At 45.0% G+C, this 14,452-nt stretch carries 12 protein-coding genes, 1 tRNA gene and 2 pseudogenes; 10 read left to right on the top strand and 5 right to left on the bottom strand.

Annotation, left to right across the window (positions count from 1 at the left end; genetic code table 11):
- Window positions 1-478 precede the first annotated feature (478 nt).
- Entirely contained in the window at window positions 479-601 is a 123-nt protein-coding gene (locus tag RLO19_RS15335; RefSeq protein ID WP_446357694.1) for a hypothetical protein, read from the top strand.
- A gap of 290 nt (window positions 602-891) precedes the next feature.
- Window positions 892-2,529 carry an MBL fold metallo-hydrolase gene (locus RLO19_RS15330; RefSeq protein WP_446357692.1) on the top strand — a complete coding sequence of 546 codons (1,638 nt, stop codon included), beginning with the start codon at window positions 892-894 and terminating at the stop codon, window positions 2,527-2,529.
- 167 nt (window positions 2,530-2,696) lie between these two features.
- Here RLO19_RS15330 and RLO19_RS15325 read toward each other — a convergent pair whose 3' ends face one another.
- On the bottom strand, window positions 2,697-3,008 hold the full coding sequence (locus RLO19_RS15325; RefSeq protein ID WP_446357690.1) for a DUF6679 family protein: 312 nt from the start codon (window positions 3,006-3,008) through the stop codon (window positions 2,697-2,699).
- Window positions 3,009-4,578: 1,570 nt separating this feature from the next.
- On the opposite strand from RLO19_RS15325, the gene RLO19_RS15320 reads away from it, so the two are divergent.
- The 3 genes from RLO19_RS15320 to fba all read left to right on the top strand — a co-directional run bounded on the left by RLO19_RS15320 (window position 4,579) and on the right by fba (window position 6,845).
- The gene (locus tag RLO19_RS15320; protein ID WP_446357688.1) at window positions 4,579-5,448 is read left to right on the top strand and encodes an aldose epimerase family protein; all 870 of its coding nucleotides are present in this window, start codon (window positions 4,579-4,581) and stop codon (window positions 5,446-5,448) included.
- 68 nt (window positions 5,449-5,516) lie between these two features.
- Window positions 5,517-5,588, top strand: a tRNA-Lys gene (locus RLO19_RS15315).
- Window positions 5,589-5,765: 177 nt separating this feature from the next.
- The gene (gene fba, locus RLO19_RS15310) at window positions 5,766-6,845 is read left to right on the top strand and encodes a class II fructose-bisphosphate aldolase (protein ID WP_446334897.1); all 1,080 of its coding nucleotides are present in this window, start codon (window positions 5,766-5,768) and stop codon (window positions 6,843-6,845) included.
- 585 nt (window positions 6,846-7,430) lie between these two features.
- On the opposite strand, the gene RLO19_RS15305 is transcribed toward fba, so the two are convergent.
- From RLO19_RS15305 to ribE, 3 genes and pseudogenes are all read right to left on the bottom strand, one after another.
- The gene (locus tag RLO19_RS15305; protein ID WP_446357687.1) at window positions 7,431-8,345 is read right to left on the bottom strand and encodes a trypsin-like peptidase domain-containing protein; all 915 of its coding nucleotides are present in this window, start codon (window positions 8,343-8,345) and stop codon (window positions 7,431-7,433) included.
- Between the two features lie 370 nt (window positions 8,346-8,715).
- Window positions 8,716-8,814: pseudogene (locus RLO19_RS15300) on the bottom strand (CU044_2847 family protein); the annotation flags it as partial.
- A gap of 300 nt (window positions 8,815-9,114) precedes the next feature.
- On the bottom strand, window positions 9,115-9,816 hold the full coding sequence (gene ribE, locus RLO19_RS15295; protein WP_446357685.1) for a riboflavin synthase: 702 nt from the start codon (window positions 9,814-9,816) through the stop codon (window positions 9,115-9,117).
- Between the two features lie 539 nt (window positions 9,817-10,355).
- Here ribE and RLO19_RS15290 point away from each other — a divergent pair.
- The 5 genes and pseudogenes from RLO19_RS15290 (at window position 10,356) to RLO19_RS15270 (ending at window position 13,973) form a co-directional block, all read left to right on the top strand.
- Window positions 10,356-10,862 carry a bifunctional nuclease family protein gene (locus RLO19_RS15290; protein ID WP_446334892.1) on the top strand — a complete coding sequence of 169 codons (507 nt, stop codon included), beginning with the start codon at window positions 10,356-10,358 and terminating at the stop codon, window positions 10,860-10,862.
- A 42-nt stretch (window positions 10,863-10,904) separates the two neighbouring features.
- Window positions 10,905-12,032: an aldo/keto reductase gene (locus RLO19_RS15285; RefSeq protein WP_446357684.1), complete on the top strand. Its 1,128-nt coding sequence runs from the start codon at window positions 10,905-10,907 to the stop codon at window positions 12,030-12,032.
- Between the two features lie 7 nt (window positions 12,033-12,039).
- Window positions 12,040-12,405, top strand: a pseudogene (locus tag RLO19_RS15280) (hypothetical protein); the annotation flags it as partial.
- A 30-nt stretch (window positions 12,406-12,435) separates the two neighbouring features.
- The gene (locus tag RLO19_RS15275) at window positions 12,436-12,984 is read left to right on the top strand and encodes a hypothetical protein (protein WP_446357682.1); all 549 of its coding nucleotides are present in this window, start codon (window positions 12,436-12,438) and stop codon (window positions 12,982-12,984) included.
- 119 nt (window positions 12,985-13,103) lie between these two features.
- Window positions 13,104-13,973 (top strand): sugar kinase, encoded by an 870-nt coding sequence (locus RLO19_RS15270; protein WP_446357701.1) that lies wholly within the window; start codon window positions 13,104-13,106, stop codon window positions 13,971-13,973.
- On the opposite strand, the gene RLO19_RS15265 is transcribed toward RLO19_RS15270, so the two are convergent.
- On the bottom strand, window positions 13,957-14,229 hold the full coding sequence (locus tag RLO19_RS15265) for a hypothetical protein (RefSeq protein WP_446357680.1): 273 nt from the start codon (window positions 14,227-14,229) through the stop codon (window positions 13,957-13,959). The two genes, RLO19_RS15270 and RLO19_RS15265, sit on opposite strands and share 17 nt — an antisense overlap.
- Window positions 14,230-14,452: the final 223 nt, after the last annotated feature.

Genomic DNA, 14,452 nt, shown 5'->3' with positions numbered 1-14,452 from the left:
TCCCTTCGTTTTGCTCGTCTTCTTAGAGTTCCAGAGAAAAACCCTGGATGGCGCAGTCAAAAACGCCCTACTGACCTTGGCTAGGTCAAGACCTAACTGTATCTCTACTTATGGTTATATTATATCACTTAAGAATGTTATAGCGGGATAAATCCCGCTGTCTTTACGACTTGCTCGGTTTCATCCCTCGGATAAATCACGAGGGAGCCTGCACCATCGCTTATGACGTAATTACTGACTTTTCCTAGATGTGGATAGGTTGGGTTAGTGTGGATAAGAGGGTTGCACTCAGGTAGGCAAGTGCGTTCATCAGACTTCCCCCGCTGACCCTGTTGATGGGTGAAACGCTGATTCAACTTGAACATAACTTTCGTGGTAAGATGTGTATCTATACTGAATAGACCAAAATACTGATCGGTCAAAAGTATTCAGTAGTGTTTCAGATCCTGTTTTTCAGATACAAGTAAGTAAACTATAGATGGATATCAAACTGATTTTAGTGGTCTTAACCATTATTTTTACCGTATCCGCTCTCATTTTTGGCACCAAGAACGGTTTCTACGATTCAGACAACTATCACGGCAACGGTTCAGCCCACTAAGCTAGGATAAGTTAGCCCAGATATTTGCTACATCTTATTGATGAAGTAGCATACTGATTATATACCGTCAATACACTCGCCCGAGAGAATCAGGTTATTCTAAGATTTAACCGAAAAGATAAGGGTGGCAAGTTTATATACTGACTCTTACGAGTACAGTGTGGGGAACCCATCGCCAAATAAGCTAAAAGACGAATAAGGTTTAGAAGCATTGTTGATGTAGTTATGGTTCTTCAAGTGAGTTGGTTGTCAAGCAACTGTCACAGCATAGAACCGTCTTCTCAAAGTTCATGAGCAATCAACGCCCAGTGACATCCTCAGCTGAGGATGATCAATTAGCCTGTTTTGCCTATGGTGTTGGTCATGGTGCAGAAGGAGTTTGTTTGCTGGTGCAAATGGGACCCCACCGCATCCTACTCGATTGTGGGTTAGAAGACATTTCGCCTCTGAAAGCCCAAGCTAACTTGCCTGCGGATGTGGTTTTATGTAGCCACGCCCATAGCGATCATGCCAAGGGGTTGCTAGCACTGCACCAAGCCTTTCCACAATTGCCAATTTACGCCAGTGAAGTCACAACTCAACTGTTACCCCTGAACTGGACTTATTTACCTCCAAAGGAGATTCCCGGATTCTGTCAAGCACTTCCTTGGCGATCGCCGATTGAATTTCGAGAAGGATTAAGTGTGCAGTTATTTCCTGCTGGACATTTACCGGGAGCAACGGCATTTTTATTAACCTATACAAGTCCAAATCGCACCTACCGACTTCTGTATACGGGAGACTTTTTTATTTCAAATTCACGGTTGGTCGAAGGATTGTCAATTGAATCATTACGAGGTACAAACCTAGATGTCTTGATTATTGAAGGGAGTTATGGTACTGCCCGACACCCCCATCGACGCCAACAAGAGAATCAACTCGTCGAACGGATTGATCAAGCATTGGCAGCAAATCGTTCTATTTTGCTGCCAGTACCCACCTTAGGTTTGGGTCAAGAAATCTTGATGCTGCTGCGGAGTCATCACCAGTTTACTGGACGCAATCTGGATATTTGGGTAGATGGTACGGTTGCCAAGGGATGCGATGCTTACTTAGAGCTCCTACCTCACCTCCCCCCATCGGTACAAAACTTTGCTCGCCATCAACCCTTATTTTGGGATGAACGGGTGAAACCGCGTGTGCGTCGCTTAGATGAGCAGCAACGAGGTGCGATCGCGCGGGTCACCAGCATCGTTCTAACTGATGAAACGGCTGACTTGAGGGTTTACTGTCATCCTAACCCCACCTCTTGGACAGTGCTGCGACCTGAACGCCTGAAATATCCGCCTCCAACCAACGACTTGAGTGCTACAGATGTACAAACTTATCTGTTAACCGAGCATAGCGATTGTTTAGGAACCACTCAGTTAATCCATAATCTTCGTCCTCAGCATATTATTTTTGTTCATGGCTCTCCCACCTACCTGGCTGACTTAACAGGATTAGAAGAGTTACAAAACCGCTACCACCTTCATACACCATCATCAGGAACTCTGATTGAACTGCCAATTGGAGAGACATTTATACAACCTGCACCACCACCAGAAACCAATTACGAAGGGGAGCTAACGGAGTTGGGTACAGTGGTGACTATTACGTTACCAGAAGCAATTGCGGCTGATCCCCGCTGGCAAGATTTTGCGGATACAGGTTTAGTGGAAGCTCGTTGGCAAGGAGAAGAACTGGTATTACGCGGCTTGTCCCAACGGGAACTGCTCAATCAAAGCAGTTCGGTGAAGATGCCTGCTAATATTGAGTGTTGTGCTAACTGCCGTCATCAACGGGGTCAGCGCTGTTGGAATGCTGCCTCTCCCCTCTACTCATTTAAAGTGACACCGGAGGGATATTGTCCAGTTTTTGAACCGATTACACCTCCAGCAGAAACTTAGTCATACCCAGTTGCAGTCAAAGAGGTAATCTGTTAGGGTTTGCAAAACCCTTCACCACCTTCGATGGAACCTGATTTGTAGGGGCGGGTTTTACTATTAACGTTTGTTTTTTGCCACCCGGATGTGACTAAACCCGCCCTTATAAATGACAAATGACACCTAATTTTTTAGTCTTGATTGGACTCAGGAAAACGTGGATGAATTTGTTCTGCTTCTGGACAATCGTCAGACACTAGTGGTTCAAAATTTCCGCGCGTCACAGAAGCAAGTTTTTGCGTAACTGCACCGATGCTTTCTAAGCGAACCATTTCCTCCCAGGAGCAAATTTCGTCTTCTTCATCAGTTTCGTAGCGGATTGTCACTAAATCCCCTTCAATATCGACAATATGAGCGCGTTCAATCCAACGTTGCTGATCCCGCAAGAAAATACAGACCTCACGACCATCGCAACAAAGTTGATAAATCTTGCGGTGTAGCATATTTGGCTTCTCCTTAGCAGATAACTCTTCCAACACATCTGAGAGCAAGTCGCTCCGGTTTTTAGAATAATTCAGGGACAGTTTTTATCCAAGCTTGGCTTCGGATAGCTTGACTCAATTTTCCCTCATCAACTGCTCCCATCCCTACTATTGTCATATTTCCCAGTCAATGCTTAAAAGCTTAACTGGCATTTAACTGGAATTTGGAGCATGAATGCAGGGTGTTTTTCACTAGACAAAAAAACCTTAAGATATTCAACGGAATTGGGACAACATTGGCTATAATTCGGCTCAAGGTAAAGGTGGAGAGCAATTTTACCTGTGAGCAAATAACAGATATGCGAGGGATTGACATTGGTAAAAGGCAACACCAAGGAGAGTAAACCCAAGGAGGGGAAACCGTGTATTTCGCCATTGAGATTAGCGCACTTTGATCCAGGTCGTACATCCTGGCTGATAGGTATTTTATATTAGACAGTGACATCATCTTACACTGACCCGAGGAATACAGTGCAAGCTTCCCTTAGCGTCACTTTTTGGCGACGCTTTTGGCATTTTACAGTCAGGAACATGGAAAAACCCCTTTTATGTTGGAGTGAGAACGACTCAACCTTGTAGAAGTTTGAGTTTCTGACGCTTCATCTGACCAAGTTGCTGTAGTATTACAACCTCACTCGATCTTGAGTCATCGACGCAAAGACGAGCGTTGTTCCTAACCTCGATTGTTATCACTAACAACACTATCAGTATAGCGTATACTTGATAATTGGCTATCCATTCCTACCATGTAGACGGGTAGGGAACTAGAGCCAATTAGGTTAAACTGGCGATTCATCCCGACGCTGGCATAAAAGTACAGCGCGGGATGAATCGCCGAATTCAGTTAAATCTAGATTTGTGTGAACCGACGACTCCCTGAATGGGGGCATCCAGCCTAGCCAATTTCAAAACTTGCCCTGAAACGTGAGGTCAAACCCTTGGTTACTGATCACTGTGTATTGAATCCCTGTTGAAGTTGGGGGGGTTTAAACACCTCTTATCGCGCTTTGCCTGTGTAGGTCAGGAAATGACAGAAAACGGTTATCATGAGCCTCCCGCTCAATTCTACCAGACTTCACAGCCTCATAAAGCACAGTCAAAGCCTCAAGATCTGCTGTTTGATAACCTTTTATTTCCAGAATTTGCCGGATTAGCCCCTCGGAAGCAACGCTGAGGCAGCCGGTTTTCAGAGCGGATTGGACAAGAGTGCGAAGAATCATGGTAACCAAGCATTTGTAATCATAGGGGTATCCCTAACACTATCCAATATCTCCCTGTAGAAGACATTGATAAGTGTCAGCTGCTTGGTGTGATTCTTAGCTCAATCTAGAGTGATATGTGTCACTCTAAAACGAGCTAATCGCCTGTAGGCACTCCTGAACCCTAAAATTACAACAATTGCTTATGTACTATACTAAAGGCTTTTTATTAAGAATTTGTAAAAATAGGAAGGTTTTTTTGACAAGAGTTTGTTAAAGTTAGTCGTGCCGCTAACTCCAGCCGCTCAACTATTAAGGAAATCAACAGACAGATGTTTGCGATCGCCCTGAAACAGGAGCAATACTCAACCTATATCCTCACTGCCCAAGACTCCCAGTCTCGGTTGGAAGTCGTTCCCGAACGCGGTGGTCTGATTTCTCACTGGAGTCTTCAAGGTCAAGACATCCTCTACTTTGATGCCGAACGGTTTCGAGAGCCGACGTTGAGCGTGCGGGGGGGGATTCCGATTCTCTTTCCCATCTGCGGCAATTTACCAAACAATACCTACACCCACCAAGACAAACAATATCAGCTCAAACAGCATGGTTTTGCCCGCGATTTACCCTGGCAGGTTACAGAACGAGTGACGAATGACTTGGCTAGCCTGACCCTGGTCATCAATAGTAACGACCAAACTCGCGCTGTTTATCCCTTCGACTGGCAACTCACCTTCACGTACCAACTGCAGGGCAATACCTTGACGCTTCACCAGCGCTATACCAATCAGTCTCCAGAGGTGATGCCCTTTTCCACAGGATTGCATCCGTACTTCTTAACTTCAGATAAAACCCAACTGCAGTTTGAGATTCCGGCGGCGGAGTATCAGGATCAGCAAACCGGGCAAGTTTACCCCTTCACGGGCAGCTTTGATTGGAGTGAGGATGAAATTGACGTAGCCTTTCGGCAAGTCACGGGTCAATCGGCAACGGTGATCGATCAGCAACGGCGGTTAAAACTCACCCTGACCTACGGTGAACTCTATTCAACTCTCGTCTTCTGGACGGTTAAGGGGAAAGACTACTACTGTTTGGAACCCTGGAGCGCTCCCCGCAATGGATTAAACACAGGAGAAAATATCACCAAGTTGGCTCCTGGAGAGAGTTTGGAGACTTCGGTACAAATCAGCGCCACTTTTTTTTGAAAAACCCTCTACATTTTTGGTGATTTCTGCTATTGTAGAAAACGGCGCGTGAAAACGCTTACAAGTGTGGGTCGCTAGCTCAGCGGTAGAGCACTCGGCTTTTAACCGATTGGTCTTGGGTTCGAATCCCAGGCGACCCATATTTCAGTATCCATTTTTTTCATAAACGGAAACTATGGAGTTCATCAAGAAGCCTAATGTTAGAATCTTGACCAGATAATTTCCTATAAACTGAAAAATATCTTAAGATTATTCTAAGAATTAAGTTTCTAGATACGACTAGCTGACAAAACACCTAAAGTTAGGAGGACTTTTTTATGGCGCTCGTACCCATGCGGTTGCTTTTGGATCATGCGGCAGAGAATGGCTATGGCATTCCAGCATATAACGTAAACAACATGGAGCAGATCCTGGCGATTATGGAAGCTGCTGATGAAGCTGATAGTCCCGTGATTTTACAAGCCTCTCGCGGCGCTCGCAAGTATGCAGGTGAACTCTTCCTGCGCCACTTAGTCATGGCTGCAGTGGAAACCTACCCCCATATTCCTATTGCCATGCACCAAGACCATGGTAATGGTCCAGCGACTTGCTACTCAGCTATCCGCAATGGTTTTACCAGTGTGATGATGGACGGTTCCCTGGAAGAAGATGCCAAAACTCCAGCTAGCTTTGAGTACAACGTCAATGTAACGGCTGAAGTGGTAAAAGTTGCTCACTCTGTCGGTGTCAGCGTTGAAGGGGAACTAGGTTGTCTCGGTTCTTTGGAAACGGGTATGGGTGAAAAGGAAGATGGTCACGGTGCGGAAGGTAAGCTATCTCGCGAACAGTTGTTGACTGACCCGGATCAAGCCGTTGAGTTTGTTGAGCGCACTCAAGTTGATGCTCTAGCCGTCGCAATTGGCACAAGTCACGGTGCTTATAAGTTTACCCGTAAGCCCACGGGTGAAATTCTTGCCATCAGCCGGATTGAGGAAATTCATAGCCGTCTACCCAATACCCATTTGGTGATGCATGGTTCCTCCTCTGTACCCCAAGAGTGGCTGGACATGATCAACCAATATGGTGGTGCAATTCCTGAAACTTACGGTGTGCCTGTAGAAGAGATTCAAAAAGGCATTAAGAGTGGTGTCCGTAAGGTTAACATTGATACCGACAATCGTTTGGCAATCACCGCAGCAATTCGCGAAGCGGCTGCCAAAGATCCTAAGAACTTCGATCCGCGCCATTTCATGAAGCCTTCTATTAAGTACATGAAGCAGGTTTGCTCAGATCGTTATCAGCAATTCGGTACGGCGGGTAATGCGAGCAAGATTAAGCAAATGACTTTGGATGAGTTTGCGGCTAAGTATGCCAAGGGCGAGTTAAGTGCTGTTACTAAGCAAACTGTAAAGGCTTAATCGTTGACTGGGTAACACCCATTTATAGCGAATCCCCCGTTAACAGGCGGGGGATTTTGTTGGTGTATGAAGATGAGCTTACTCGTTTACCGCTCTAAAAATACCTAAACCTTCGATAGCAGAGGGAGCAGGGGGCGTAGGGGCGGGTTTAACAGATAAGGTTCTGTTGATGTCGGAAGCTTGACTAAACCCGCCCTTTTAGGGGAAACAGCAGAAGAGAGCAATAGGAAATCTTCTACCGGGAAGGGAGTAATCGCAGGATGGAGTATTATGCGATCGCGTCATCATGATTAGTTATCCTGTGAATACACAGTCTGTTCATCTTGTCAATGGTGACTAAATTAAACTAACTCCAGCAATGGTGATAGCACCATCATTTTAATTGTTTTGTCCAGCAGAATTTCCCCTTTGGTAGAGACGTTCCGGCGGAACGTCTCTACCAACTGGCGCTCTATACTTGACAGAAAGTTGTAATATCGTCTCCAATGGTTAGGCTTTTGAGCATGGATCAAGCCGGTAGAGATTGTCTATTGTATCGCGCGATCGCACGATACAATCCGTAGGGGCGGGTTTAGGGACTAACTTTTAGGATTTACCGATAACTGTAGAACAAAACCCGCCCTCCTCCAGTTCAAAATCGTATCCTGAACCAATCACCAAGTTGAACGCTTTTCCCTTGCCTTTTATCTGTGCAATCGCTCCAGACGCTTCACATTTTTCTTGTAACAGTGTGTCGATAGCCGGATAGTTTTTCGGATAATCTCGCTGGATCAGTTGAGGGATTGCCTCAATGACTTCTTCCGGTTTCTCTTCCAAATCAGATAGGCGCAGAAATAGGGGAAATATTACATCATCGATTTTCCTATTTTCTACATTGTTTAAGTTGACAGTTGAACTCTCTCCCAAGGCTTTTTGATCCCCCCTACCCCCCTTCAAAAGGGGGGTTATATGAGGACAATCTGGTTCTCCGTTCGGTACAATATCAGCGCCGCTGGTTCCTGAATCGACTTTCGTATCAATTCGATGAGACACAAAGGTAGACTGTTCTTGAGGTAATCGATTCCAAAGATTTGTCGCGGTTACGGTTTGGATGCGATAGGTGGGTATAATTTTAACAGGCGCACTGGGGCGAATGGTTGGGGCGGAAAAGTTAATCCCTTCGGGAAAATATTTCTTTTGCGAGGGCGGAAATCCATAAACCGTGACTGAGGTTGATAAGTGTTGCGGATTAATAATCGGTACGGCGTGGGCGTTTTCAATCGTTATCTTGAGAATGGCAATATCGACATCTGGATTGGATAAGGCTTCGCACCATTGCGCCTCGTATTCCTGTCCCTGATACTCTACTATAAGGCGATCGAGTGGATAAATAACATGGTGGCAAGTGACTAAGTAACCATCAGACCGAATGATGAAACCTGAACCTGCGGTTTCTCCTTTAGCGGGATTCAGTATTTTCACCATGGATTCCCGGAGTTGGTCAAGACCATAGTAACTCATCGCATCTTGTTGGGTTAAACTAGGATAGGGGTTGAAGTTTTATGTCATATAGTTGTAGCCGAATGCCCTGGCTAGTCATGTATAGTGCGTCAATATGTAGGGGCGGGTTTTACTACTATCTTTTTGGTTTTACCTAGATGCAATTAAACCCGCCCCGATTCTCAGGTTTTGTGATTCCCTGTGAAAAGTCAGGTATGGGGGAGTTATGTTGTTTCAACATAGACGATATTTTTGTCCGGTGTTGGGGTTAAAATGTTTATGACGAAAGGATGTGGCTTGGTTCTTGTCGTTTGATAGGCTAAAGTCCTTATTGCAAACGACGAAATGATTTGACTGTGTACTGACATTTTGATATGCTCAGGTTCCCTGACTACAAACTGGGTGGATTTTTTTGAGTTAAATCCCATTCAATGGTGACTTTGACATTGGCTTGGGCGGTTCCTTTGGTTATAAAAGGGATTCTAGTTTCTCTTGTAAGTTCGTAGTAGGCACTTTAGTGCCATCAGCTTCCTACCACTGATGACCAACTTTTGAACCCAACGCCATTTTATCTCAGAGCAAGGCGTAATAATTGCTTATATCCTTACCTTTATGGCGACAACTATATTTCCAAGATAAACGCTATTGTTTGAAGGGGTGAAAAAACCCTAAAAAATAGCAAGGGAGAAACCTATATTCTGTACTACATGATGCGATGCGGAATGATTACGCTATTTGAGTTGCCTGTGGGCGTCAGCCTGAGTTCCCCACGCTTTGGCTACTTCATAATTCACAAATACCCGTGTTCGGCGAGAAATTCAGGTGAAATATCATCTGTAGATAAAGAATTCACACTCTTGACTTGATCCCCTAGTAATAGTAATTTCTCAACATACTTACCTAAAATATCGCTTTCTAAGTTCACCCACTGTCCTAACTGCAAATAACTCAAATTGGTTTGAGCATAACTGTGGGGAATAACTGCCACCTTAAACCAACTTCCGTGGGGATCACACTCAGCAATGGTCAAACTGACGCCATTGACAGCAATACTCCCCTTCGGAACGAGAAAACGAGCAACGTGACGCTGCCATAAATTTTGTAAGGATGCCGGTGAAGTAAAACATAGAATCCAGGAATTTGTTGTTTTTACAGAGTCCTGCAGAGAACCAATCCCATCAATGTGACCTGTGACAAAATGTCCCCCTAGTTTACTACCGACTCGTATTGATGTTTCCAAATTGACATAGGTAGCAGCTTGATGCCTTTGCCCCAGAGTAGTGCGGCTCAATGTCTCATCGGAAGCTGTTGCCACAAACCCTTGGGACAAAATTTCTTCCACCGTCAAACAAATGCCATCAACAGCTACACTATCACCAATGGCTAAATCGTCTAAAATCACGGCTGCCTTGTCAGGAAGACAAGTCAATTGAAAGCGATCGCCGCCTAGCGGTTGCAGGGTGCCTAGTGCTTGAATTAATCCTGTGAACACGATTTGATCAAAGTAGCTGGTCGCGGATCACCGATTATAGAGGCTCCGTGATAAAATGATTTTGGGGGTAGTGAAGGGGAAGTCTCACTGAGAAACTCTTTTTAACTAACCAGTGTTTAATGATTAGTCCTACCCTAATACGGCAACATAAGTCAAGCCAAAGTTGCAATTCAATCACTTGAAGCACTTAGTTTATCGCTTATCAAAACAAGTCTATACCAATGTTAGGAGGCAAAGCAAGGAGGTGACAGTTGATCAAAGCGAGGGAGATTAACCGCTAGAGAGCTATTGGGGACAAGGATGAACGGTTATGTGTTTTTTTTGATAACGTCCCGAAACAAACGTCCTGAGACTGGGGCATACTGGGAGAATACAATCTCGTTGATCTCCGCCCAATTTGATACTAGAGGACTGATTCTGGGGTTAATCGGTGAAGTCAGATAAGCTAGTACAATTGTTCTACTTTAAATCCATCCCATGGGGCTTTACTGCTTCGCGTTGATGCCCTCGACGCCGACTGTATTCTAGAGGCTAAGCTAATGATTGAAATGAAAGTTGCTGGAATTGCATTAGATGCTGTCACCCGTAGTCCAATCGTGCTGCTGAAAGACTCACAAGAGCGACGCGCTCTCCCGATTTACATTGGACAAGATCAGGCAAAAGCAATTATCAGCGCTTTAGAACGCCAAAAGGCTCCCCGCCCTCTGACACACGATTTGTTTGTGAGTCTCATGGAAACATGGGACATGAAGTTAGAGCGGATCATTATCCACTCACTCCAAGATAATACCTTCTATGCTATCCTCTGTGTGCGTCAGGGTGAAGTGAAAAAGGAAATTGATGCTAGACCCAGTGATGCGATCTCGATCGCGCTTCGCACGGATAGCCCAATCTGGGTGATGGAAGAAGTGATCGCGGATGCGTCAATACCCGTTGATCGAGATGCGGATGAAGAAGAACGACGAGCTTTTAGAGAGTTTGTCTCCAACATCCGACCGGAAGACTTTTCTCAGCATAAAGGATTTAAAACCGGCGGTGAAGCTTAGGTGGTCATTGCTTATGGAATGTAATGGGATGGTAAGTCACAAATGCGTTATAGACGGTTTGGGAAAACCAATCTGTGGCTATCCGTATTTTCCCTAGGAACCATGCGCTGCTTGGCCGGCGAGTTAGATGCTCAATTTACCGTACAAGACGCGATCGCGAAGGGGATTAATCACCTAGAAACCGCCCGCAGTTATGGTAAAAGCGAGCAGTATTTGGGGAATATCCTCAAAAAATTACCCGTACCACGAGAACAACTCACGATCACCACTAAGCTACCGCCAACGCCTGATCCTCAAATTATGGGTCAGTGGATTAATGAATCCTTAGAGCGTCTACAGCTAGACTATCTGGATTGCTTAGCCATTCATGGAATCAACACCTGGGAACATCTGACCTGGGTTGAGTCTCCTAGAGGCTGTATGCAGGCAATACAAGACGCATTAGCACAGGGTCAGATTAGACACCTCGGCTTTTCCACTCATGCTCCCCTAGAGGTCATAGTAGCAGCAATCCAGACCAATTTATTTGAATTTATCAACCTGCATTACTACTATATCTTTCAGCGCCATAATCCAGCCGTAGAATTGGCGCACCAAAAGGATATGGGTGTGTTTATCATATCTCCGGCGGATAAGGGCGGACGACTCTACACCCCCCCGGCGAAACTTATCGAACTCTGCTATCCCTTCTCACCATTAGAGTTAAACTATCGTTTTTTATTGAGCGATCGCCGAATTACCACCCTGAGCGTGGGACCTGCTAACCCAAAGGAATTGGACGCCCCATTAGCCGTTGCGGAGCGAGATGACTCCTTGACTCCCCAAGAAAGTGAAGTATTTACCCGTTTAGAAACCCAAGCTGAAACGGCTTTAGGGACAGACCGCTGTAGCCAATGTTACAAATGTCTGCCCTGTCCGGAAATGATTAATATTCCAGAAGTATTAAGGCTGCGGAACTTAGCCGTGGCTTATGATATGACAGATTACGGGCAATACCGCTATAGCATGTTTGAAAATGCAGGACATTGGTTTGCTGGGGTTAAGGGTAATCGTTGTACAAGCTGTGGTGACTGCTTACCCCGTTGTCCGGAACAACTGGATATTCCTGGTTTACTTGCCGATACTCATCAACGTCTCAATGGATCTCCTCGGCGTCGGCTTTGGGGCTAATGGTACCAAAATCTGGAAAGGAGCGCAGCTTGAAAGCGATCAGCTAGCGGGATATGTAGATTACCTGATTGCTGAACGTAAGCGATTTCTAGATATGCCGATGTTGTGTATCATTGAAGCCAAAAAAGATGATTTCGAGCAAGGGTTAGCTCAATGCCTGGTAGAGATGCAAGCCTGCCAGTGGAACAATCAACAGCATAACCATGACATAGATATTCTGGGCATTGTTACGAATGGCGAAGGCTGGAGATTCTACAAGCTCGCTATCGAGGGTATTGGGTATGAAACGCCTCTGTATTCAACTGGAGATATGGAACTTTTACTCGGACGGCTGCGGTATATCTTCCAACTATGCCAACAAAATCTTCCCTAATTTAAGAACTCATACAATTAGAGTAAAGAAATGATGATTAAATCAGTGTTCAATCAGTTGGGGCAATTAAAAATTTGGCTCATCGCCCTTTCTTCCCTGTTGTTGATCACACCAACAGCAACGGCTCAACGCTCCTCGGCACCAATACCATCCTTAGTCCCCCTAGAAACAGAACTCTTAGACCCTAATACTGCCCTACCCCCCAACGTAGTTACAGCCAATACAATTTCCCAACAATACATTACAATTCCCAGCCTTTGGTGGGCAGAAGAACAGTTTGATAAATTCGGCGGGAAACTGCTCGTTAACTGGCTCGCTTACCAAGAGGAGCAGCGAGTGGATTTGGTGGTTAGTCGCCAACCTTGGACGCTGCTAAACTACTTAGAACGATACAGCTTCATTAATCATTTCGGAACTGTTGCTAGAGACTATAACTATAATGTCAGAGTTTTCAATGACCGAGCCGAACCCTTAGCTACGTATACCTGCGATTACACTACTCTAACTCTGCCATCTTGTGAGGTTTTGATGTTTGAAGGCTTAGGACCTACGGGTTTACCCGTCGAACGAATTCCTTAAAAAGATTGTAGAGACGTAAGGCGTGGAACGTCTGAGAAACAGGCATGATCTGATTGATGGGATATCAAGTAACCCCTTATGATTATCTCGTTAAGCGCTATTTCTCTAATCTACAATCAATGGCAAATAATGGGCTTTTCGTTGGTATGGTCACATTAGACCTGGTTTACCTTAGCCCTAAACTACCGGGTCAAAATGAAAAAATTGCTGCTTTTGATTATACCGTGGCGGCTGGGGGTCCAGCCACAAACGCGGCTGTCACATTTAGTTATTTAGGCGATCGCGCGACAATCTTAGGTGTAGTGGGCACTCACCCCATTACACCCCTGATCCGTTCCGATTTGCAAGATCAGGGGGTAACTCTGGCTGATTTAGATCCAACAGTAACTAGTCCCCCACCCATTTCTTCAATTATTGTTACCCAAGGGAGTGGCGATCGCGCTGTGGTTTCGATTAATGCGGCTAAGATTCAAGCGGGGATTGAGCAACTACCGCCCGGTATTGACACCGATATTGATATTGTAATGATTGATGGTCATCAAATAGCAGTGAGTTGCGCGATCGCTCAATCCGCAAAATCCCGCCAGATCCCAGTCGTCTTGGATGGGGGAAGTTGGAAACCCGGATTAGAAAATCTCTTGCCTTTTGTCGATTATGCCTTATGCTCAGCGAATTTTTATCCCCCAGACTGTCAAACTCACAAAGACGCGATCGCTTATCTTAGCGCTGTAGGAATTCCTCACATTGCGATTACCCATGGGGAAAAACCGATTGAGTACCTTACTCTGGGAATATCGGGTCAATTATCAGTCCCTTGTGTTGATGCGGTTGATACATTGGGAGCCGGTGATGTTTTTCATGGGGCATTCTGTCACTCTATCCTCAAACATACCTTTACTGAAGCCCTAGTTGCTTCAGCAAAAGTTGCCGCCCACTCTTGTCAATTTTTTGGCACTCGTCAGTGGATGGCGTCTAATTCTTTAACCTGAAGTTAGTTACTGAAAAAGACGACGGAGAATCAGCACAACACCGCTGTGCTGAAAGTTCATTAACGATTTGCATGCGTCCCTTGCTCAAAGCACGCAGGAGTCTATCAATAGACTCTCTCTCTTCTTCTGTGAGCGAGTCTTCTAACATGGCTGCCATGAGTCCATATCTATCAGCCAGTGTAATTTTACCAGAACAACTTACTTGAGCAAATAAATCAGCAATTGCGCCCGGTATAAGTTGGACTTTACGTTTCATATTACTCCAATAAATGCAACTATTTTACTATGAGGCATTGGCTGGGTTTAACAAGTGATTTATATTTTTTTTATTGGTGATATACGTCAATTACTAATGTGATTAAAATCTGATATGCAAGTGACTAAATCCGCATTTAATTGTCACTTATAGCAGTAGACAATTTTTTAGGAACGTCTCCACAAGTGGTGCTAGTCATTTTGAATTCTCCAATAAATGTACC

Source organism: Coleofasciculus sp. G2-EDA-02, from assembly GCF_040226375.1.
Lineage (GTDB): Bacteria > Cyanobacteriota > Cyanobacteriia > Cyanobacteriales > Coleofasciculaceae > Coleofasciculus.
The sequence above is the reverse complement of the archived record's forward strand: the minus strand, read 5'-3'. Positions and strand labels throughout refer to the sequence as shown.

Excerpts from the sequence above, each read along its gene's own strand:
- RLO19_RS15335 (WP_446357694.1), top strand. The coding sequence starts at position 479 with ATGGATATCAAACTGATTTTAGTGGTCTTAACCATTATTTTTACCGTA.
- RLO19_RS15330 (WP_446357692.1), top strand. The coding sequence starts at position 892 with ATGAGCAATCAACGCCCAGTGACATCCTCAGCTGAGGATGATCAATTA.
- RLO19_RS15325 (WP_446357690.1), bottom strand. The coding sequence starts at position 3,008 with ATGCTACACCGCAAGATTTATCAACTTTGTTGCGATGGTCGTGAGGTC.
- RLO19_RS15320 (WP_446357688.1), top strand. The coding sequence starts at position 4,579 with ATGTTTGCGATCGCCCTGAAACAGGAGCAATACTCAACCTATATCCTC.
- fba (WP_446334897.1), top strand. The coding sequence starts at position 5,766 with ATGGCGCTCGTACCCATGCGGTTGCTTTTGGATCATGCGGCAGAGAAT.
- RLO19_RS15305 (WP_446357687.1), bottom strand. The coding sequence starts at position 8,345 with ATGAGTTACTATGGTCTTGACCAACTCCGGGAATCCATGGTGAAAATA.
- RLO19_RS15290 (WP_446334892.1), top strand. The coding sequence starts at position 10,356 with ATGATTGAAATGAAAGTTGCTGGAATTGCATTAGATGCTGTCACCCGT.
- RLO19_RS15285 (WP_446357684.1), top strand. The coding sequence starts at position 10,905 with ATGCGTTATAGACGGTTTGGGAAAACCAATCTGTGGCTATCCGTATTT.
- RLO19_RS15275 (WP_446357682.1), top strand. The coding sequence starts at position 12,436 with ATGATGATTAAATCAGTGTTCAATCAGTTGGGGCAATTAAAAATTTGG.
- RLO19_RS15270 (WP_446357701.1), top strand. The coding sequence starts at position 13,104 with ATGGCAAATAATGGGCTTTTCGTTGGTATGGTCACATTAGACCTGGTT.
- RLO19_RS15265 (WP_446357680.1), bottom strand. The coding sequence starts at position 14,229 with ATGAAACGTAAAGTCCAACTTATACCGGGCGCAATTGCTGATTTATTT.